This is a genomic window from Pseudomonas sp. BP8, from assembly GCF_017875955.1.
GTDB lineage: Bacteria > Pseudomonadota > Gammaproteobacteria > Pseudomonadales > Pseudomonadaceae > Aquipseudomonas.
In genome coordinates this window covers 5,690,634-5,708,710 of the sequence record NZ_JAGINK010000001.1, presented here as the reverse complement: position 1 = coordinate 5,708,710, position 18,077 = coordinate 5,690,634, and the positions used below count along the sequence as shown (strand labels likewise).

Here is an 18,077-nt window from a genome sequence, read left to right as displayed (position 1 = left end):
GGGTCGTTAGCTCAGTTGGTAGAGCAGTTGGCTTTTAACCAATTGGTCGTAGGTTCGAATCCTACACGACCCACCATGTAAAGAGGGCATCTCGATCGAGATGCCCTTTTTCTTTTGCCTCGATTTTATTCGGGTGCGCTTGCTGGCCTTCTTTAATTGCGTTGCAAGGCAGTTATCGCATCGTCCGGTAGCTCCTGGGGCCGCTTTGCGCCCCTTTCGCGACAAGGCCGCTCCCACAGGGTCATCGCTGGCCTGAGCCTTGCGCTGTACCTGTAGGAGCGGCCTTGCCGGGGCGCCGGACCGGTCGGAAAGGGCCGCGCAGCGGCCCCAAAAATCGTCAGCCGATCAGTGCAGCTTCAGGCGCGGCTCAGTCCCACGTCCAATCCGGCTACCCAGCATCAACATCGCCGTGCGGAACATGCCGTACAGCGCCATCTGGTGCATCCGATACAGCGACACATAGAACATCCGCGCCAGCCACCCTTCGAGCATCACGCTACCGGTCAGGTTGCCCATCAGGTTACCCACCGCCGAGAACCGCGACAGCGACACCAGCGAGCCATAATCTTTGTAGGCATAGGTCAGCAGCGGCTTGTTATCGAGCCGTGCCTGGAAGCTCTTCACCAGCATCGAAGCCTGCTGGTGCGCCGCCTGCGCCCGTGGCGGCACGTTGCGATCGCTGCCTGGCTGCGGGCACGCGGCACAGTCACCAAAGGCGAAGATATCGTCGTCCAGCGTCGTCTGCAGCGTCGGACGCACCACCAACTGGTTGATCCGGTTGGTCTCCAGCCCGTCGATATCCTTGAGGAAGGCCGGCGCACGGATCCCCGCCGCCCACACCTTCAGGCTGGCCTGGATCACATCACCGCCAGCAGTCTTCAAACCCTCCTCGGTCACTTCACTGACCGACGCATTGGTCAGCACGGTGATACCGAGTTTTTCCAGCGTCTTGTGCACCGGCACGCTGATCCGCTCAGGCAACGCTGGCAGCACGCGCGGGCCCGCCTCGATGATGGTGATGTGCATGTCCTGCGGCTTGATCTTGTCCAGGCCGTAGGCCGCCAGCTCGTGTGCCGCGTGGTGCAGTTCGGCCGCCAGCTCGACGCCCGTAGCGCCGGCACCGACGATGGCCACGCTGATCTTCTCGTGGGCAACGTCACCAGCATGCGCGCGCAGGTAGTGGTTGAGCAGTTGCTGGTGGAAGCGCTCGGCCTGCTTGCGGGTGTCGAGGAACAGGCAGTGTTGCGCCGCGCCCAAGGTACCGAAGTCGTTGGTGTTGCTGCCCACGGCGATCACCAGGCTGTCATAGCCCAGGGTGCGCGCCGGTAGCAGCTCGCGACCGTCTTCGTCGAGGGTCGCCGCCAGCTGGATCTGCTTGCCCTCCCGATCCAGGCCGCTCATGCGCCCTAGCTGGAAGTTGAAGTGATTCCACTTGGCCTGGGCCACATAGTTGAGCTCGTCTTCCGACGAGTTCAGCGAGCCGGCCGCCACTTCGTGCAACAGGGGCTTCCAGATGTGGGTCAGGTTGGCGTCGACCAGGGTGATCTCGGCCTTTTTGCGCTTGCCCAGGCTTTTACCCAGGCGGGTCGCCAGTTCCAGGCCGCCGGCGCCGCCGCCGACAATCACGATGCGATGTGTCATGGAGATATCTCATAAGGTTAAACGAATGCTTGCCCCTGAGGGGCGGCGCCGAAGCAGAGGGGAGGGCGAGCGCAAGGCAGCTCATAGCACCAGTCCACTCAACAGGCGGCTTAACAGGCCCAGACCAATGGTCACTACCACCACCAGCAACAGGAGCAGCAACGGCCGAAACGGCTTGCGCTCAACTTGATGCTGAGGGGCTTTGAGATACTCATCGACGCGACGCTGATCTTCTGGATTCAGGCGGCTGGTCATGGTGGGCCTCGTCAGGTAGACGCTTGTGACTGCGCAAAGGCTACAGGGTTCGCGCAGGGTCTCGACAACGAATGATAATGCTTTCTATCTCTGCCGCCGAGTGTACGCCAATGCAAAGACTCTCGGCAGTGGATCAAAGACTGATCCCGACATCGAAAACAATGCTGCGGCCCAGGTTACCCCGGAGAAAATCCGGCGCATCGGGGTGGGCGAACAGCACCCGGGCAAACGTCGGCCCCACCAGCGACAGCGAGCGCCAGCCCTGACGCAAATACTCGGTGGGCGGCGGAAAGTGGCTGTTGAGGTCGAGCACCTCGCGCTTGAGGCTGGCGAAGGCAATGATATCCAGCTCGTTCAGTTCCAGGCCGCGTTCGCGGTAGTTGTGGGCCTTCTTGCGCAGAGTTGGCGCCAGGCGCACCAGCAACTCCTGAGCGCTGATTCGCCGCGGGCGGGCCTCACGGCGCACCAATTGGCTCAGCGAAAACGCACTGCGTCGACGCTGCAGCTCTTCGCGCCATTCATCGTTGAGGCGGCGGCCCTCATCGAGCACGAAAAACACCTCGAACGCCGCATCGCGAAACAGCACGTCGGGCGGCTCTTGCCCGGCGGGGGTGAAGTCTTCGTTGCGGTAAGGGATGTTCAGCCCTTGCAGCAGGCGTTGGCATACCCAACGCTCGCGCTCCCATTTGCGGGCATTGGACAGGAACGCATTGGCTTGTTCGGCCTGGATGGTAAGCAGGCGCAGGTAGTCTGAGTCATCCATGGAGACAAGCTTAGCCGCTAATCTGTGACGGTAAGGTGTTGTTTGCCAGTGAAAATCGCGGTGTAGACTGAAACTGTTTGCGACGGGGAGAGCCTAGGTGATCAGCGCACACGTCCTCTCCAGCACCAGCCTGACGCTGGGCTGGCTGGTTTATCTGCCGGTGTTGATCTGGGCCGCGTCGCGCACGCGCTGGGTCGAACTGGTGACGGATCGGCGCCGCCAGCACCTGCTGTTTGGCGCGGTGTTCGCCTTGTTTGCGTTGTGGCTGGTCAGGCGCGACTTCGATACCGGGGTTTCCTACCACTTCATCGGCATGACGGCGGTGACCTTGCTGCTCGATTGGCCATTGGCGATTCTTGCGGGGTGCATGGCGCAGATCGGGCTGATGCTGCTCGGGCGCCAGGATCTTGCCGCGCTTGGGGTCAACGGCCTGCTGATCATTGGCCTGCCGGTGCTGATCACCGAGGTGTGCGCGATCCTGGTCGAGCGCGCGCAGCCGCGTAACCTGTTCGTTTATATCTTTTGCTCAGGGTTTCTGGCCGCGGCGGTGTCGGCGTTGTGCTGCCTGATGGCGGCGCTGGGGCTGTTGTGGCTGGATGGACGGTTTGCCATGCCTGAGTGGCTGGCGGATTTTGTCGGCTATCTGTGGCTGATCATCTTTCCCGAAGCGTTTATCAACGGGATGGTGGTCAGTGCGTTGGTGGTGTTTTGCCCCGAGTGGCTGGAGACGTTCAACCGAACGCGCTACCTGCAAGCGCCGTGGAAGGATGAGCCTTAGCGACTGTCAGTGGCGGCCTCTTCGCGGGGCAAGCCCGCTCCTACAGGTCCTGTGCAAATCCTGTAGGAGGTCGCGCAAACAACAAAGTTCGCAAGCCCGCCACGCCCCCTGTAGGAGCGGGCTTGCCCCGCGAAGAGGCCGCCACTGACACACCACAAATCAGTGCCGCGGCTCAAGATCCGCCGAATACAGCTCATCCTCAGACTCAGGCGCCCCAGCAATCTTGTGCTCCTCAGCCGCCCAAGCCCCCAAGTCGATCAACTTGCAACGATCAGAACAAAACGGCCGGTTCGGGCTCTTCTCGGTCCATTCCACAGGTGCGCCACAGGTCGGGCAGTCAACGGACAACGGCTGGCTCATGGCTGGCCTCCTCGTAAAGTCAGGTAAAAGTGGTGCAGGCGGTCAATCTGCTCGTGCAACCAGGCCAGGTCGCGATCATTGACCACCACATCGTCGGCATGGCGCAAGCGCTCGTCACGCGCCAACTGCGCCGCAAGAATCGCCTGCACCTGTTCAGGGCTGGTGTTATCCCGCAGCAAGGTGCGCTGCACCTGCAAGTCTTGCGGCGCATCGATGACCAGCACGCGCTGAGTCTTCTGGTACTGCCCCGACTCGATCAGCAGCGGCGACACATACACCGCATAGGGCGACTGCGCCTTGGCCAGGTAGCTGAAAATCTCCTGCCCGATCAGCGGATGCAGCAGCTGTTCAACCCAGCGCCGCTGAGCCGGGTCGGCAAAGATCAACTGGCGCAGCGCCGCGCGGTCCAGCTGGCCATCCTCCAGCAATACGCCCGCGCCAAAGCGCTCGACGAGGCTGGCCAAGGCCGGCCGCCCCGGTTCGACCACCCAGCGCGCAGCCTGATCGGCGTCGACCAGGTGCACGCCGAGTTCGACAAAGCGCTCGGCCGCCGCGCTCTTGCCGCTGCCAATGCCGCCGGTGAGGCCCAGTATCCAGGGAGTAAATGCCGCAGTGGTCATCAGAATCCAAGCAGTTGCACGTATGAGGCGTACATTTCATCACCCCAGAGCACAGCAATCCACCCCGCAATGGCCAGATACGGACCAAAAGGTATCGCCGTCGCCAGCGAAGCGTTGCGCAAACGCAACAAACACAGGCCAATCACCGCGCCGACCACCGACGACAGCACCAACGTCACCGGCAGTACCTGCCAGCCGCCCCAGGCACCAATCAGTGCCAGCAGCTTGAAGTCGCCATAGCCCATGCCCTCTTTGCCGGTCACCAGTTTGAACACCCAGTACACCGTCCACAGGCTCAGATAACCGATCACCGCGCCCCACAGCGCTTCGTTCAACGGCACGTACACCGCGAATGCATTGACGATCAGCCCCGCCCACACCATCGGCAGCACCAGCACATCGGGCAGCAACTGGTGTTCACTGTCGATCAGGCTCAAGGCCAGCAGGCACCAGGTCAGCAGCAGCGCACACAGCGCCTGCAGCCCTGGCCCAAAATGCCACGCCACCACCAGCGACAGCACCGCGCTGGCCAGCTCCACCAGCGGATACCGCGGGCTGATCGCAACCTTGCAGGCCGAGCAGCGCCCCCGCAGAAACAGGTAGCTCAGCAGCGGAATATTCTCCCAGGCACGTATCCTGTGCGCGCAATGCGGACAGTGCGAAGCGGGCAGGGACAAGTCGAAGCGCTCGTGCTCCACGCTCGGCAGCTCAAGCACCTCCTGCGCCTCCCGCTGCCATTGACGCTCGAGCATGATCGGCAAGCGATGCACCAGCACATTGAGAAAACTGCCCACCAGCAGCCCCAGCAGCGTCGCCGCGGCCAGGAAGTACACCGGCTGCGCGGCCAAAAAAGTCCAGACGTTCATGTTCAGATCAAGCTACCCAACTGAAAGATTGGCAGGTACATGGCAATCACCAGGCCGCCCACCAGCAAGCCAAGGACCAGCACGATGGCCGGCTCCAGCAGGCTGGTCAACTGATCAAGCGCCTGGCTGACCTGTTCTTCGTAATGGCTGGCCGCTTTCGCCAGCATCTGGTCCAGCGTGCCACTCGATTCACCGATCGCCGTCAGTTGCACCAACAGCGGTGGAAACAACGCATCCCGCGCCATCCCCTGATGCAACCCCTGACCATTGGCCATCCCCTGACGCAACTGCAGAATGGCCTGCTCATGCACACAGCCACCGCTGACCGAAGCCACCGTCCCCAGTGCATCCAGCAGCGGCACCCCAGCGCTGTACGCCGTACCCAGGCTGCGTGCAAAGCGCGCCAACGCCGCCTGCGCGAGCAAGCGCCCCAGCACCGGCAAGCGCAATACCTGGCGAGATATCCACAGGCGTGACGGCGCATGTTTCCGATACAGCTCACGCACCCCCACTGTGGACAAAATCACCCCCGCCAGCAGCACCGGCGCCACCCGCCCCAGGCCTGTGGATAAGTCCAATACCCATTGCGTGAACGCCGGCAGCGCCGTATCGAAGCTGGCAAACAGCCCCTGAAAGCGCGGCACCACCTCCAACAGCAGCAACGCCGACACGCCCAACCCCGTCAGCAACAGCAGCAGTGGATAAATCATCGCCTTGCGCACCCGCCGCTGCAGGGCCTGGCGTTGTTCGAGCATGTCCGCCAGTTGTTCCAGTTGCCCATCGAGCGTGCCCGACTGCTCGCCCACCCGCACCAGGTTGCAGTACAGCCGATCAAACCACCCCGGCTGGCGCTGCAACGCATCCGCCAGCCCCAGACCTGCGCCCACATCCTGTTGCAATCGCGTCAACAGCCGCCCCAGGCTGTCATTGCCGCCACTGCGCCCCATCACCTCGAACGCCTGCAGCAACGGCACCCCGGCCTTCAACAGCGTCGCCAGTTGCCGACTGAAGCCCGCCGGGTCCGCCTTGTCCTTGCGCGTGGGCAACTGCCATTGCAGCCCACCCGCCGGGCGCAATCGGGCGATGGTGATCCCCTGATGAACCAGCCCCGCACGAACCAGCGCCGGGCTGCGCCCCTCCCGACGACCGCTGACCCGCATGCCGCTGGCATCGGTGCCTTCCCAGGCGTAAAGGCGTGTTGTGCGGCTCATGCGTAGCTCCTTGCTGTGGCGGAGACAAGCTTGGAAACAGCTTGCCGTGCCCATCCATGGGCGGGTTTCCCTGATGGTCACTAGAGTAGTTCAGCGAGCATGACGTCCAGCCGGGCAGGGGTGACAAAAGGTGTCTGTTGAGGCCTACTGCGCGCCTGCCAGCTGGGTGTCCGAGAGTGGGTCCAGTGCTGCACCGTATCAACAAGGAAAAGCGTTCATGAAAGGGCAAAAAGGCATCACCCTGATCGAGCTGATGATCGTCGTCGCGATCATCGGCATCCTGGCGACCATCGCCGTACCGATGTACACCGACCACCAGTCCCGCACCAAGGCTGCGGCGGCGTTGCTGGAGATTTCAGCGCTGAAGACACCGATGGATCTGCGTTTGAATGAAGGTAAGGACGTTACCGATGTCACCGCGCTGGGTGGTCAGGCGGCGACCTCGCATTGCGCGATCACCGCGAGCGGCACCGCTGCGACGGGGGTCGCCAGCATCGCCTGCACCCTGGCCGCCGCGCCGGCCAACGTTATTGGCAAGACCCTGACGCTGACCCGCTCGCCGACAGGTTGGACCTGTGCCACGACCGTCGAAGAGGATCTGGCTCCCAGCGGCTGTACATCCCCAGGGCTGTAGGCACTCCCCAACCCTCTGCTGGCACCTACCTTCGCCCAACACCGCACCCCCTGTAGGAGCGGGCTTGCCCCGCGAAACCGGCGAAGCCGGTGCCATACACCACGGTAACTGGACCGACCTCGACCAAGGCAAGCCCGCTCGTACAGGGTATCCGCCGCATTTACGGGCTTCGTTCTCTACGCAACAGCGCTACCCGAAACACTGGGGCCATCTGCCACAGTGTTCTGCTAAATCCATGCAACAGCGTGTATTCCATGACCGTGAACTCATCCCAGAGAACACCTATCACCTAACCTCGAAATCAATACGAAACAGAGGTTTGCGTAACCCTCCCGGCAGTGGTAGGTTGCGCAATACGCCGGTGTAGCTCAGTCGGTAGAGCAGCGCACTCGTAACGCGAAGGTCGCAGGTTCGATTCCTGTCTCCGGCACCATCCAGATTGGCCCGTGGCGATTTCTCGCTTGCTGGCACCTCCAAGAAGCCCGCCTTGTGCGGGTTTTTTTGTGCCTGGTTTTTACCCTGCTCATCTGCGTATTTTTGACTTGTGGGATCGAGTTTTTTCCACTTTGGGTCGCGGCGTTTTCTAGATAGTGGTTATCTGTTGATTCTGTTTTGGCTAACGTTTACGGGGGAAAAGCCAAAATTTTTCTAGATAACGATTTTTCCGTGTAGAGATAGTTTTCAGATACCCCAGTTCTCACACGACGACCTGCAGCTGCTGAACCCTCCCCTTGCTTCGACTCACCACTGGCTGACGTTCTGGCCGAGCTCGAGTGTCTTCGAAGACTGAGGGGGAGAGGACACTCCACCCCAGGCGTTCTTTCAGCTCAAGGTGCTGTTTACACGCTGGAGAGCGTGGTGTCTGCTCGAATCGAGGGCAACCACACCACACTGGCTGACTACATCGACAGCCAAGCCGAGAGCACCGACCAGTTGCTGGAAATTGCCGCCGGTGCTGCTCTGCAGCCTTTCGCGATCCAATGCCCCACAATGAACAGCGCCGCTTTATCGGCATGCACAGTCCTCACGGGAGCGGCCTTGTGTCGCGAAAGGGGCGCGCAGCACCCCCAGCATTGCTGGCGTCCATGATGAAATCAGGAAACGCTGGGTAGCGCTGACGCGCTACCTAGACGATGGGGCTGTACCCGTCGACAACAACCAAGTTGAAAACCGGATACGGCCATGGGCGCTTGGTCGCTCGAACTGGCTGTTTGCCGGGTCGCTGCGCAGTGGCGAGCGGGCGGCTGCACTCATGAGCCTGATCCAATCGCCGCGCATGAATGGGCATGATCCGTATGCCTATCTCAAAGATGTGCTGACGCGGCGGCCCACTCAGCGGTCCAGTGAGATCACTGATTTATTGCCGCAGAACTGGTTAGATAGTCTGGGCTAATACTACAGCCGCTTCTCCATAACGATGGTGCGCTCCGCCCCATGAAACTCGTCGCGGATTTTCTGATAACCCAACGCGGTATAAAACCTTTCAGCTGTAATCGACGATGGCACACGTACAGCTCCAACTCCTGCGCTGGCAGCAGTTGTATGAATGACATCCATCAAGTGCCGCCCGATACCGCCTTTCTGGTGAGCGGGGTCAACGAAAACACTTCTGACGACATGACCGTCGAGACCGGCAGTGCCAATAATCTTTTCGCCCAACAAGGCTACGAAGACCCTACGCTTCGTAAGCTGTGTAGCGATGGCTTCAGGAGAAAAGCTCTGCTCAACTTGAGCGATCACATCAGGCGGATAGTCCTGTGAATTTGACCCACGCAGGGCGGCTATAGCTACGCGGCTTATCGCTGCTGCATCTTTGCTCGTGGCGGGACGAACGTGGCATTCCATGCTGAGACCTCAATCGTTGCGGAGAACCGAAGCGCGCCTCCATCTCATCTAAAGTGACGGACCTGTCCTTCAACATTCAAGGACATTTCGGACAGCATTGGCACTTGCACCACCGTCTTCCAAGGGATAAATTCCCCAAGTCGCGGCAAATTCCGCGACCGGGTTTGGCGACTCGACCGAAAAGGCGCAACAGCGCCCCAACCACGATTACAGGCGCTTTTTTTGTGCCTGCAGTTTCGTGTAATGGCGGCTGTGCGTGGGAGACCTTCGGGTCTGCCGGGTTCCTTTTCCTCGGTTCGCCAACCTGCGTACAGCTGCCACCCAATCGTTTGGCGACGGTCGGTGTGGTGCTTCAACAGAAAAGGACCTCATGCATGACCATCAAAAGTCCGTCCAGGATCCTCGCATCCGTTCTCCGCCGCCTAGCCGTTCCAGCTCGGCCCTCTGTTCACTTCTATCCAATCCACACCCAAGCCCACGCCCACCAGCTCAAAGGGAGGTCCGCCCATGACCGACCATGAACGCCTGAACAGCGTCCAGAACTACGCCTGGACCCTCGAACTGCTCGGTGAGGCGCTGGTCCAGCATGACGAGATGCTGGAGTGTGAACACAACCCTCAACTGAGCTTCCGCAACACAGCCGGCATCCATCAGGCCATCCGCATCATCAGTCGTCTTGTGGCTGAGCAGTGCAGCAAGTTGCTCAAGACGGATGACGAAGTGTAAGGCGAAGCCACCAGGTAAGGCTCGCGCAATCAGCGATTAGGGGCGCTCGTGAGACCGCGGCCCACTTGGCTTGGTGAGATTCTCCCTTACGGGTTGGCTTGATCAGTTGCGCGTGGAACGCTCTCTGAGCTATGACGGCTATGTGTGGGCAGGCCTAGGCCTGGCCGGGTTCCAAGTTTCCCGGTATTCCTACCCCACACGCAGCTGCCACCCAACTTCTAGCCGTAGCCGGACTAATCGTGTCGATGTGGCTGAGGCCTGGGTCCTGCAAATGTGCCCGGAGACGTCTTTGCAACCGCATTGATTCCCAAATCCCGTGCTCGCATTTTCCTTCAACATTGAATGCTATTTCGCACAGCTCTGGCACTTGCACCTCCAAGCCCCAAGGGATAAATTCCCCAAGTCGCGGCAAATTCCGCGATCGGGTTTGGCGACTCGGATAACTTGGCGCAACAGCGCCCCACACGATTGCAGGCGCTTTTTTTGTGCCCGCAGCCTCGTGCAATGGTAGCTGTGCGTGGGAGACCTTCGGGTCTGCCGGGTTCCAAGTTCCCGGTTCGCCAACCTGCGTACAGCTGCCACCCAATCGTTTGGCGACGATGCGTGGCAGCTCCAATCAAACTTGGAGTCTCATGCATGCAAACGCGCATCTCGAGCAAGATCCTCGCATTCGTTCTCCGCCGTCCAGCTTCGTCGGTGTGTCCTGCCGTCCATTTCTATCCAATCCACACCCAAACCCACGCCCAACCAGCTCAAAGGCAGGTCCGCCCATGACCGACCACGAACGCCTGAACAGCGTCCAGAACTACGCCTGGACCCTCGAACTGCTCGGTGAGGCGCTGGTCCAGCATGACGAGATGCTGGAGTGTGAACACAACCCTCAACTGAGCTTCCGCAACACAGGCGGCATCCATCAGGCAATCCGCATCATCAGCAGCCTAGTGGCTGAGCAGTGCAGCAAGTTGCTCAAGACAGATGACGAGATGCAAGACGATAGCCCTAGGTAGGCGCGCCCAAGCATCAATCAGGGACGCTTGTGAGAGAGCGGCCCGCCATATCGGCTGAAATTATCCTGCGATCGTCGGTGAGCCTAAAGCCGCCAAGCTGTTAGGAATTACGGTGGTCCAACTCCATCAGGCTCATAAGCTGGAATCGTTGGATGCCGCTAATCAGCAAGGCAACCGCGCCACCCACTGATTCGTCTCCTCACAATCAAACTCCGTTGCATCAAATGCCTCCCCAAACCACTCCATCCTGAACTCATGGTCCGGATGACGCGGGTCAGCCATCGCCGCGACAAACTCGCTATACCCCCACGCTCCCCCAACATCCTCCGGCGGACACGCATTGCCACCGGCGATGCAGCAAGGCACCTGCGGATAGGCCTTGGCGGGCAGAATCTGTTCCACTTCGATCCGATGCTGCCAGCTGTCGCCGAAGTCATACAGGTAGCCAAACTCGTGCTGGCCGTTCAAGACCTTGCCTAGGCGCTTGCGTGCCTCAGACTGCATCGACTCGCCCCAGCCATCCGGGTCGGGAACCCCATAACGCTCACCGCCAATCTGAAACTCATGCAGGTGGGTATCCTGCCACCCCATCGCCTCCTGAATAACCTTGTGCAGACGGCTCAGGGTGATGGTCGATGGCACGACAACGCGCCGCCAGATCTTCGGTTCGATGTCCTGCAACTCAATGCACAGTAAGAATAAGTCTGCCTGGGGCTTCGATGGGCGAACGGTGGTAACCATGGGGCCGGCTGCCTCTCAATGCTGATAGATGAACAAGCGTCCTATCTTAATGAGGGATTTGCCGACAGCAAGGCATGGGTTCACGTGCGCGGTAGATCAGCTGTCCAACTCTGCCAAGGCATCGCTGTGTTTGCTGCGAGACGTGCTCGGTAGCGCGGACTTAGCTTCAGGGCTGCTGCGCGGCGCAATTTTGCTGCCACTACCCGCACCTGCCTGGGTCGCATCAAACCACCCCGGCCAAGAACTGCGATGCCGCGTCTCAACCTCGACACACGCAATCAACCGCTCGGTGAGCACCGCAGTCTGCCTGACCGATTTAGCGGTACGGTACTTCACACTGTGCACACACTCACGGTCACCAAACTCGCAGCGATTTTGCGAGGTACCACCGCAAGGCCCATTGGCCAAACCTTTGGGGCAAGTCTCGGGACAGATGTACAACGTGTCCTCCAACCGGCAGCGACCGCAGGTGTCACAACCAACCATCGGCCTTTTTATCCCACGCTCGAGACCATGCAGCAGCCGCGCGGCGTTGGGCGATGACCACACTGGCCTCGTCACCGCCCAGCCAAACGCGCGGCTTACCCAGTTGCTCCGATCGAACAGTACCGAGTGAAAGCCGGACAGCAGCTGATAGCGCGCCTTCTCTCGCAGGCTGGCACTCACCCGCGATTCACCCAGCCGCCAGTTCGCACCCGGTGGATTGAAGCAGACCGCAGGCAGCCCTGGCATCTGCCAGCTGGCGGCCCAGGCTGGCGCCCACTGCTCCAGGCTGACGATGTCGCTCAGCCTCGCCTCCAGCGCCTGCTCAAGCGATTGCAGCTGGGCGAGGTCATGGATCCCGGACAGGTGCACGCCGGCATAACCCATCAACTTCAACCCAATGATCTGCAGCGCCAGCCGGTCGATGCTGCGCGCCAGTGCATAAGCCTTCGACACCTCAAGCTCGGCCGCAAGCATCTCGCGCATCGACGGCGTGACCACGGCGCCGGCGACATGCTCGAGCATCTTCGCGCGGCCGTGGGTCAGGGCCATGAGGCAGGCGATCAGGGGTTTGGGCGCTGGCTGGCGCTTCATCCACTGCAGGGCTTCGTGGTGCTTGCGGTCGTCGTAGCCCAGTTGCAGGGTCATGAAGTCGGCGCCGGCCGTGAGCTTTTTCTCGGCCTTGAAGTACTGCGCGGCGCCTTCCTCTTCGTGGTACTTGAAGGGGTTGAGAGCGGCGCCGAGTAGCCAGTCTGGGCGGGCCTGGCGGGCGATCTGCAAGGCGGCGACCGACTCGAGGTAGCGCACCGGGCGTTGGCCGGGCTCGTGGCCGGGGAGGCGGTCGCCGGTGAGGATCAGCAGTTGGTCGAGGCCGGCGGCGTCCATGTGCTGCAGTTGCGCGAGCAGGTCGTGGCGTTCGCGGGCCTTGCCTGAGAAGTGCAGCAGGGCAGGGACGGGGGTGTTGAAGGAGGTGAAGGCGTCCAGGGGCGACATGTCCAGCGGGCTGCCGACGCGGTCGCCGATGGCCACGGTCAACGGCCAGTTGCACAGGTGGGTGCGGGCCATGATCGCTTCGATCGCGGTGAAGCGCTCGGCGGAGGGCTTGGGGACGAATTCCATGACGCAGACGAAGGTGTGTTCGTGCAGCGCGGATTTCAGCTGGCTCATGGCGGGCTGGGTACCGGGTGGGGGTAGGGTGACATTTTGCTTGATGTGCGGGTGGGGCGCTTGTCTGGATGCGCAGGGTAATGATTTGGTTGAGACATTGGGGCTCATGGGTTAGCCCTTCAAAGGTTTTGGGCATTTGCTCTGGGTTGAGCCTGTTGGGGCTTCGCTGTCGCGTAGAGAACACAGTCCGCAAATGCGGCGCATACCCTGTAGGAGCGGGCTTGCCCCGCGAAGAGGCCAGCCCAGCCACCGTGGTGGATGGCACCGGCTGCGCCGGTGTTCGCGGGGCAAGCCCGCTCCTACAGGGTAGGCGGGGATCTGCAACGTGAGTAAATCTTGTGATCAACACAAATTATATGAGTTTGTCTCACGATGCCCTTTGCGCGGAAAATTCGCTCATTGAATTTCCAATCTAAGGGACAAGAGACATGGCACTGGCACATAACCTGGGCTTTCCGCGCATCGGTCGGGATCGTGAACTGAAAAAAGCCCAGGAGGCCTTCTGGAAGGGCGAGCTCGATGAAGCCGGTCTGCGCGCCGTTGGCCGCGAGCTGCGCGCCACTCACTGGCAAGCGCAAAAGGACGCCGGCATCGACCTGCTGCCGGTCGGCGACTTCGCCTGGTACGACCAGGTGCTGACCCACTCGCTGACCTTCGGGGTGATCCCGCAGCGCTTCCGCCCCCACGACGGTGCCAAGCCGACCCTGCACACCCTGTTCGCCATGGCCCGTGGCGCCGTGGCGACGGACCGCAGCGACAGCTGCTGTGGCGGTGCCCATGCGCAAGAAATGACCAAGTGGTTCGACACCAACTACCACTACCTGGTCCCTGAATTCAGCGCCGATCAGCAGTTCGCCCTGAGCTGGGAGCAGCTGTTCGAAGAAGTCGCCGAAGCCAAGGCGCTCGGCCACACCATCAAGCCGGTGGTCATCGGTCCGCTGACCTACCTGTGGCTGGGCAAGACCAAAGGCGCCGACTTCGACAAGCTCGAGCTGGTCGACCGCCTGCTGCCGCTGTACGACGAGATCTTCAATCGCCTGGCGGCGCAGGGCGTGGAATGGGTACAGATCGATGAGCCGATTCTGGTGCTGGATCTGCCACAGGATTGGAAGAATGCCTACGAGCGCGTCTACAACATCCTGCAGCGTGCGCCGCTGAAAAAGCTGGTCGCCACCTACTTCGGTGGCCTGGAGGACAACCTCGGCCTGGCTGCCAACCTGCCAGTCGATGGCCTGCACATCGACCTGGTGCGTGCGCCGGAGCAGTACCCGACCATTCTCGACCGCCTGCCGGCGTACAAGGTGCTCTCGCTGGGCGTGGTCAACGGCCGCAACGTATGGCGCTGCGATCTGGAGAAGGCATTGGAGGTACTGCGTCACGCCGCCGAGCGCCTGGGCGATCGCCTGTGGGTCGCGCCGTCCTGCTCGCTGCTGCACTGCCCGGTCGACCTGGCCCGTGAAGACAAACTGGATGCCGAGCTGCGCAGCTGGTTGGCCTTCGCCGTGCAGAAGTGCCAGGAAGTGGCCGTGCTGACTAAAGCCGTCAACCAGCCGGGCGCGGTCGACGTGCACACTGCGCTGGAAGACAGCCGCGCGGTGCAGGCCAGTCGTGCCGCTTCGCCGCGTATTCACAAGCCGGCGGTGCAGGCGCGTATTGCAGCCATCAAAGCTAAAGACAGCCAGCGTCTGTCGGCCTTCGAGCAGCGTATCGCCAAGCAGCGTGCCGGGCTGGAGCTGCCAGCGTTTCCGACCACGACCATTGGTTCGTTCCCACAGACTTCGGCGATCCGTCTGGCGCGCCAGTCGTTCAAGCAAGGCAAGCTCAGCGAATCCGAGTACACCGAGGCGATGCACAGCGAGATTCGTCACGCGGTGAAAATCCAGGAAGATCTCGGCCTGGACGTACTGGTGCACGGCGAGGCCGAGCGCAACGACATGGTCGAGTACTTCGCCGAGCAGCTCGATGGCTATGTGTTCACCCGTTTCGGCTGGGTCCAGAGCTACGGTTCGCGCTGTGTGAAGCCGGCGGTGATTTTCGGTGACCTGAGCCGTCCGCAAGCCATGACGGTGGAGTGGATCAAGTACGCGCAAGGGCTGACCAGCAAGGTCATGAAGGGCATGCTGACCGGCCCGGTGACCATGCTGATGTGGTCGTTCCCACGTGACGACGTCAGCCGCGAAACCCAGGCCCGTCAGCTGGCGCTGGCAATCCGTGACGAAGTGCTCGACCTCGAGGCGGCGGGCATCAAGATTGTCCAGATCGACGAGGCGGCCTTCCGCGAAGGCCTGCCCCTGCGCCGCAGCGCCTGGGCCAATTATCTCGAGTGGGCCACCGAGGCGTTCCGCCTGTGCGCTTCTGGCGTACGGGACGAGACCCAGATCCACACCCACATGTGCTACAGCGAGTTCAACGATGTGATCGAGTCGATCGCGGCGATGGATGCCGACGTGATCACCATCGAGACATCGCGCTCGGACATGGAACTGTTGGAGGCGTTCGAGAAGTTCGACTACCCGAACGAGATCGGCCCGGGCGTCTACGACATTCACTCGCCACGGGTGCCGAGCCGCGAAGAGATGGTCAAGCTGCTGCGCAAGGCGGCCCAGCGCATCCCGGCTGAGCGCTTGTGGGTCAATCCGGACTGCGGCCTGAAGACCCGCGCCTGGCCGGAGACCGAGGCGGCGCTGGTCAACATGGTGGCGGCGGCGCGTGAACTGCGCGCGGCGGTACCGGCCTGATTACCCGATAGCGCTGATACAGGGCGGGACAGTAGTCCGGGCAAGTAAACATCTGGATAACAACCCCGCCTTGCCATTGCCCGCACGGCCTGTTTGCATGCCGGCTGTTTTCTCGACAAGGAGCGGGTCAATGAGAACCCTGGTGGTAGGTGCAAGCAAAGGATTGGGCAAGGCGCTGATGGAGGGGCTGGGCGATCCGGGCGACCGCTTGACGGGTGTTGCCCGCTCACGGCCAGAGGGGCTGGCGCCGCGTGAGCAGGTGGAACTGCGCTGGGTCGAGGCTGACCTCGGAAATCCGCTGCAGGCAGTTGCCGAGATCGAGCGGGTGGTGGTGGACGACGGGTTGGACACGCTGGTGTACAACCTGGGGATCTGGGAAGACAAAGCGTTCGACCCTGACTATGCGTTTCTCGCTGACCGTGATGAGCAGGTGGCGGCGATGGTCAGTTGCAACATCACCTCGACCATTTTGTTGATCAAGCGCTTGTTGCCGATACTGCTCAAGAGTGACCGGCCGCGGATCATTCTGACCGGTTCGACGTCGGGGTTGGCCCAGAGTGGGCGGCCCGAAGTGACCTTTGGCGCATCGAAGTTCGCTTTGCGCGGGATTGCCGATGCGCTGCGCGAGGGCTATCGGGCGCAGCGACTCGGGGTGACCTGTCTGAACCTGGGCTATCTGAATACCGAAGATGACCTGGCCGTGCCGCTGGCCGAGGCGACGCAGCGTGGAGCAGGGGAGTTGATTCCGCTGCATGACGTGGTGCTGATGGTTCGCACGATCTTGAGCCTGTCGGATGCGAGTTATGTCCGCGAACTGACCTTGCCGGCGATACTGGACGAGCGATTCTGAGGCGAGCGCTCGCTCTCCTGCAGATTCAGCAGGGACCTGTAGGAGCGGGCTTGCCCCGCGAACACCGGCAAAGCCGGTGCCATGGATCAGCGTTGCCTGGGCTGGCCTCTTCGCGGGTCAAGCCCGCTCCTACAGGGACGGTGGTTAGCGCTCGATCGCCAGCGCCACGCCTTGGCCACCGCCAATGCACAAGGTAGCCAAGCCTTTCTTGGCATCACGCTTGATCATCTCGTGCAGCAGCGTCACCAGCACCCGGCAACCCGAAGCGCCAATCGGGTGCCCCAACGCGATAGCGCCGCCATTGACGTTGACCCGTTGTGCATCCCATTCCAGCGATTTGCCCACCGCCAAGGCTTGGGCGGCAAACGCTTCGTTGGCCTCGATCAGGTCCAGATCAGCCACCTGCCAACCAGCCTTGTCCAGGCAACGCTGGGTCGCTGAAACCGGCCCGATGCCCATGATCGCCGGGTCGACGCCAGCACTGGCGTAGGCGGCAATCTTCGCCAGCACCGGCAGCCCTAGCGCCTTGGCCTTGTCGGCACTCATCAGCAACACCGCCGCCGCCCCGTCATTGAGGCTGGAGGCGTTGCCGGCGGTCACGCTGCCGTCCTTCTTGAACGCCGGGCGCAGCTTGGCCAGCGACTCGGCAGTGGTTTCCGGGCGCGGCTGCTCATCACGCTCGATCACCTTCGGCTCGCCTTTTTTCTGCGGCAGCACGATAGGGGTGATCTCATCCTTGAAGCGACCGGCCTCGATTGCCGCAACCGCCTTGCGCTGCGAATCGGCAGCAAAGGCATCCTGCTGCTCACGGCTGATAGCGAACTTGTCGACCAGGTTCTCGGCGGTGATGCCCATGTGGTAATCGTTGAAGGCGTCCCACAGGCCGTCGCTGATCATGCTGTCGATCAATTGTCCATGGCCCATGCGCTGGCCGGTCCGCGCCGATGGCATCACATAGGGCGCCAGGCTCATGTTCTCCTGGCCACCGGCAATCACCACCTCGGCATCACCACAGCGAATCGCCTGGGTCGCCAGGTGCAAGGCCTTCAGGCCTGAGCCGCAGACCTTGTTCAGGGTCAGGGCCGGCACCGTGAAGGGCAGGCCTGCCTTGACCGCCGCCTGGCGCGCGGGATTTTGCCCGGCGCCGGCGGTCAACACCTGGCCGAGAATCACCTCATCGACCTGGGCCGGATCGAGGCCGGTCTGCTCCAGCAGGCGCTTGATCACGGCTGCACCCAGGTCGACCGCCGGCACGTTGGCCAGGGCGCCCTGAAAACTGCCGATGGCCGTGCGGGTCGCGGCGACGATGACGACTTCATTCATTGTGTTGTTCTCCATGAAGGGCGAGGCGCCGAGACGACGCATTGCCTCCAGCATCGGGGGGATTGGCTG

The 18,077-nt window shown here is 61.7% G+C and carries 17 protein-coding genes, 2 tRNA genes and 2 pseudogenes; 10 read left to right on the top strand and 11 right to left on the bottom strand.

What is annotated here, in order from left to right:
- Positions 1-76 (top strand) — tRNA-Lys (locus J3B00_RS25035).
- 269 nt (positions 77-345) lie between these two features.
- Here J3B00_RS25035 and J3B00_RS25030 read toward each other — a convergent pair.
- From J3B00_RS25030 to J3B00_RS25020, 3 genes are all read right to left on the bottom strand, one after another.
- The gene (locus J3B00_RS25030; protein WP_209873704.1) at positions 346-1,641 is read right to left on the bottom strand and encodes an NAD(P)/FAD-dependent oxidoreductase; all 1,296 of its coding nucleotides are present in this window, start codon (positions 1,639-1,641) and stop codon (positions 346-348) included.
- 81 nt (positions 1,642-1,722) lie between these two features.
- The gene (locus tag J3B00_RS25025; protein WP_209873701.1) at positions 1,723-1,896 is read right to left on the bottom strand and encodes a DUF3094 family protein; all 174 of its coding nucleotides are present in this window, start codon (positions 1,894-1,896) and stop codon (positions 1,723-1,725) included.
- 133 nt (positions 1,897-2,029) lie between these two features.
- Complete coding sequence (locus tag J3B00_RS25020; RefSeq protein ID WP_119138311.1) at positions 2,030-2,659, bottom strand: DUF1780 domain-containing protein; 630 nt, start codon at positions 2,657-2,659, stop codon at positions 2,030-2,032.
- Positions 2,660-2,756: 97 nt separating this feature from the next.
- Between J3B00_RS25020 and J3B00_RS25015 the strand changes: the two genes are divergently transcribed.
- Entirely contained in the window at positions 2,757-3,437 is a 681-nt protein-coding gene (locus tag J3B00_RS25015; RefSeq protein ID WP_209873698.1) for an energy-coupling factor ABC transporter permease, read from the top strand.
- A gap of 159 nt (positions 3,438-3,596) precedes the next feature.
- Here J3B00_RS25015 and yacG read toward each other — a convergent pair whose 3' ends face one another.
- The 4 genes from yacG to J3B00_RS24995 are packed head-to-tail and all read right to left on the bottom strand — an operon-like array spanning position 3,597 to position 6,494.
- Positions 3,597-3,797, bottom strand: a complete 201-nt coding sequence (gene yacG / locus J3B00_RS25010) for a DNA gyrase inhibitor YacG (protein ID WP_209873695.1) — start codon at positions 3,795-3,797, stop codon at positions 3,597-3,599.
- Positions 3,794-4,417: a dephospho-CoA kinase gene (gene coaE, locus J3B00_RS25005; protein WP_209873692.1), complete on the bottom strand. Its 624-nt coding sequence runs from the start codon at positions 4,415-4,417 to the stop codon at positions 3,794-3,796. The genes yacG and coaE overlap by 4 nt, the downstream gene beginning before the upstream one ends.
- Positions 4,417-5,283 (bottom strand): A24 family peptidase, encoded by an 867-nt coding sequence (locus tag J3B00_RS25000; protein ID WP_209873689.1) that lies wholly within the window; start codon positions 5,281-5,283, stop codon positions 4,417-4,419. The genes coaE and J3B00_RS25000 overlap by 1 nt, the downstream gene beginning before the upstream one ends.
- 2 nt (positions 5,284-5,285) lie before the next feature.
- Positions 5,286-6,494, bottom strand: coding sequence for a type II secretion system F family protein (locus J3B00_RS24995; RefSeq protein ID WP_209873686.1), 1,209 nt, complete (start codon positions 6,492-6,494; stop codon positions 5,286-5,288).
- A 217-nt stretch (positions 6,495-6,711) separates the two neighbouring features.
- On the opposite strand from J3B00_RS24995, the gene J3B00_RS24990 reads away from it, so the two are divergent.
- The 4 genes and pseudogenes from J3B00_RS24990 to J3B00_RS24980 all read left to right on the top strand — a co-directional run.
- Complete coding sequence (locus J3B00_RS24990; RefSeq protein WP_209873682.1) at positions 6,712-7,128, top strand: pilin; 417 nt, start codon at positions 6,712-6,714, stop codon at positions 7,126-7,128.
- Positions 7,129-7,485: 357 nt separating this feature from the next.
- Positions 7,486-7,561 (top strand) — tRNA-Thr (locus tag J3B00_RS24985).
- 252 nt (positions 7,562-7,813) lie between these two features.
- Positions 7,814-8,076: pseudogene (locus J3B00_RS26915) on the top strand (Fic family protein); the annotation flags it as partial.
- A gap of 112 nt (positions 8,077-8,188) precedes the next feature.
- Positions 8,189-8,521 (top strand): annotated as a pseudogene (locus tag J3B00_RS24980) (transposase); the annotation flags it as partial.
- Between the two features lie 2 nt (positions 8,522-8,523).
- On the opposite strand, the gene J3B00_RS24975 reads toward J3B00_RS24980, so the two are convergent.
- Complete coding sequence (locus J3B00_RS24975) at positions 8,524-8,973, bottom strand: GNAT family N-acetyltransferase (protein ID WP_209873678.1); 450 nt, start codon at positions 8,971-8,973, stop codon at positions 8,524-8,526.
- Between the two features lie 507 nt (positions 8,974-9,480).
- Between J3B00_RS24975 and J3B00_RS24970 the strand changes: the two genes are divergently transcribed.
- Positions 9,481-9,699, top strand: a complete 219-nt coding sequence (locus J3B00_RS24970; RefSeq protein ID WP_209873675.1) for a hypothetical protein — start codon at positions 9,481-9,483, stop codon at positions 9,697-9,699.
- Between the two features lie 770 nt (positions 9,700-10,469).
- Positions 10,470-10,706, top strand: coding sequence for a hypothetical protein (locus tag J3B00_RS24965; protein WP_209873671.1), 237 nt, complete (start codon positions 10,470-10,472; stop codon positions 10,704-10,706).
- Between the two features lie 162 nt (positions 10,707-10,868).
- Here J3B00_RS24965 and J3B00_RS24960 read toward each other — a convergent pair whose 3' ends face one another.
- Positions 10,869-11,447: a plasmid pRiA4b ORF-3 family protein gene (locus J3B00_RS24960; RefSeq protein ID WP_209873669.1), complete on the bottom strand. Its 579-nt coding sequence runs from the start codon at positions 11,445-11,447 to the stop codon at positions 10,869-10,871.
- Between the two features lie 96 nt (positions 11,448-11,543).
- Positions 11,544-13,097, bottom strand: coding sequence for a methylenetetrahydrofolate reductase C-terminal domain-containing protein (locus J3B00_RS24955; protein WP_209873666.1), 1,554 nt, complete (start codon positions 13,095-13,097; stop codon positions 11,544-11,546).
- Positions 13,098-13,525: 428 nt separating this feature from the next.
- Here J3B00_RS24955 and metE point away from each other — a divergent pair, with 428 nt between their 5' ends.
- On the top strand, positions 13,526-15,835 hold the full coding sequence (gene metE, locus J3B00_RS24950; RefSeq protein WP_209873663.1) for a 5-methyltetrahydropteroyltriglutamate--homocysteine S-methyltransferase: 2,310 nt from the start codon (positions 13,526-13,528) through the stop codon (positions 15,833-15,835).
- A 130-nt stretch (positions 15,836-15,965) separates the two neighbouring features.
- Entirely contained in the window at positions 15,966-16,685 is a 720-nt protein-coding gene (locus J3B00_RS24945; protein WP_209873660.1) for an SDR family oxidoreductase, read from the top strand.
- Between the two features lie 144 nt (positions 16,686-16,829).
- Here the strand turns inward: J3B00_RS24945 and J3B00_RS24940 are convergent, their stop codons facing one another.
- Positions 16,830-18,008 carry an acetyl-CoA C-acetyltransferase gene (locus J3B00_RS24940; protein WP_209873658.1) on the bottom strand — a complete coding sequence of 393 codons (1,179 nt, stop codon included), beginning with the start codon at positions 18,006-18,008 and terminating at the stop codon, positions 16,830-16,832.
- Positions 18,009-18,077: the final 69 nt, after the last annotated feature.

Bases quoted from the DNA above. Each gene is read 5' to 3' on its own strand.
- J3B00_RS25030 (WP_209873704.1), bottom strand. From the start codon at position 1,641: ATGACACATCGCATCGTGATTGTCGGCGGCGGCGCCGGCGGCCTGGAA.
- J3B00_RS25025 (WP_209873701.1), bottom strand. From the start codon at position 1,896: ATGACCAGCCGCCTGAATCCAGAAGATCAGCGTCGCGTCGATGAGTAT.
- J3B00_RS25020 (WP_119138311.1), bottom strand. From the start codon at position 2,659: ATGGATGACTCAGACTACCTGCGCCTGCTTACCATCCAGGCCGAACAA.
- yacG (WP_209873695.1), bottom strand. From the start codon at position 3,797: ATGAGCCAGCCGTTGTCCGTTGACTGCCCGACCTGTGGCGCACCTGTG.
- coaE (WP_209873692.1), bottom strand. From the start codon at position 4,417: ATGACCACTGCGGCATTTACTCCCTGGATACTGGGCCTCACCGGCGGC.
- J3B00_RS25000 (WP_209873689.1), bottom strand. From the start codon at position 5,283: ATGAACGTCTGGACTTTTTTGGCCGCGCAGCCGGTGTACTTCCTGGCC.
- J3B00_RS24995 (WP_209873686.1), bottom strand. From the start codon at position 6,494: ATGAGCCGCACAACACGCCTTTACGCCTGGGAAGGCACCGATGCCAGC.
- J3B00_RS24990 (WP_209873682.1), top strand. From the start codon at position 6,712: ATGAAAGGGCAAAAAGGCATCACCCTGATCGAGCTGATGATCGTCGTC.
- J3B00_RS24975 (WP_209873678.1), bottom strand. From the start codon at position 8,973: ATGGAATGCCACGTTCGTCCCGCCACGAGCAAAGATGCAGCAGCGATA.
- J3B00_RS24970 (WP_209873675.1), top strand. From the start codon at position 9,481: ATGACCGACCATGAACGCCTGAACAGCGTCCAGAACTACGCCTGGACC.
- J3B00_RS24965 (WP_209873671.1), top strand. From the start codon at position 10,470: ATGACCGACCACGAACGCCTGAACAGCGTCCAGAACTACGCCTGGACC.
- J3B00_RS24960 (WP_209873669.1), bottom strand. From the start codon at position 11,447: ATGGTTACCACCGTTCGCCCATCGAAGCCCCAGGCAGACTTATTCTTA.
- J3B00_RS24955 (WP_209873666.1), bottom strand. From the start codon at position 13,097: ATGAGCCAGCTGAAATCCGCGCTGCACGAACACACCTTCGTCTGCGTC.
- metE (WP_209873663.1), top strand. From the start codon at position 13,526: ATGGCACTGGCACATAACCTGGGCTTTCCGCGCATCGGTCGGGATCGT.
- J3B00_RS24945 (WP_209873660.1), top strand. From the start codon at position 15,966: ATGAGAACCCTGGTGGTAGGTGCAAGCAAAGGATTGGGCAAGGCGCTG.
- J3B00_RS24940 (WP_209873658.1), bottom strand. From the start codon at position 18,008: ATGAATGAAGTCGTCATCGTCGCCGCGACCCGCACGGCCATCGGCAGT.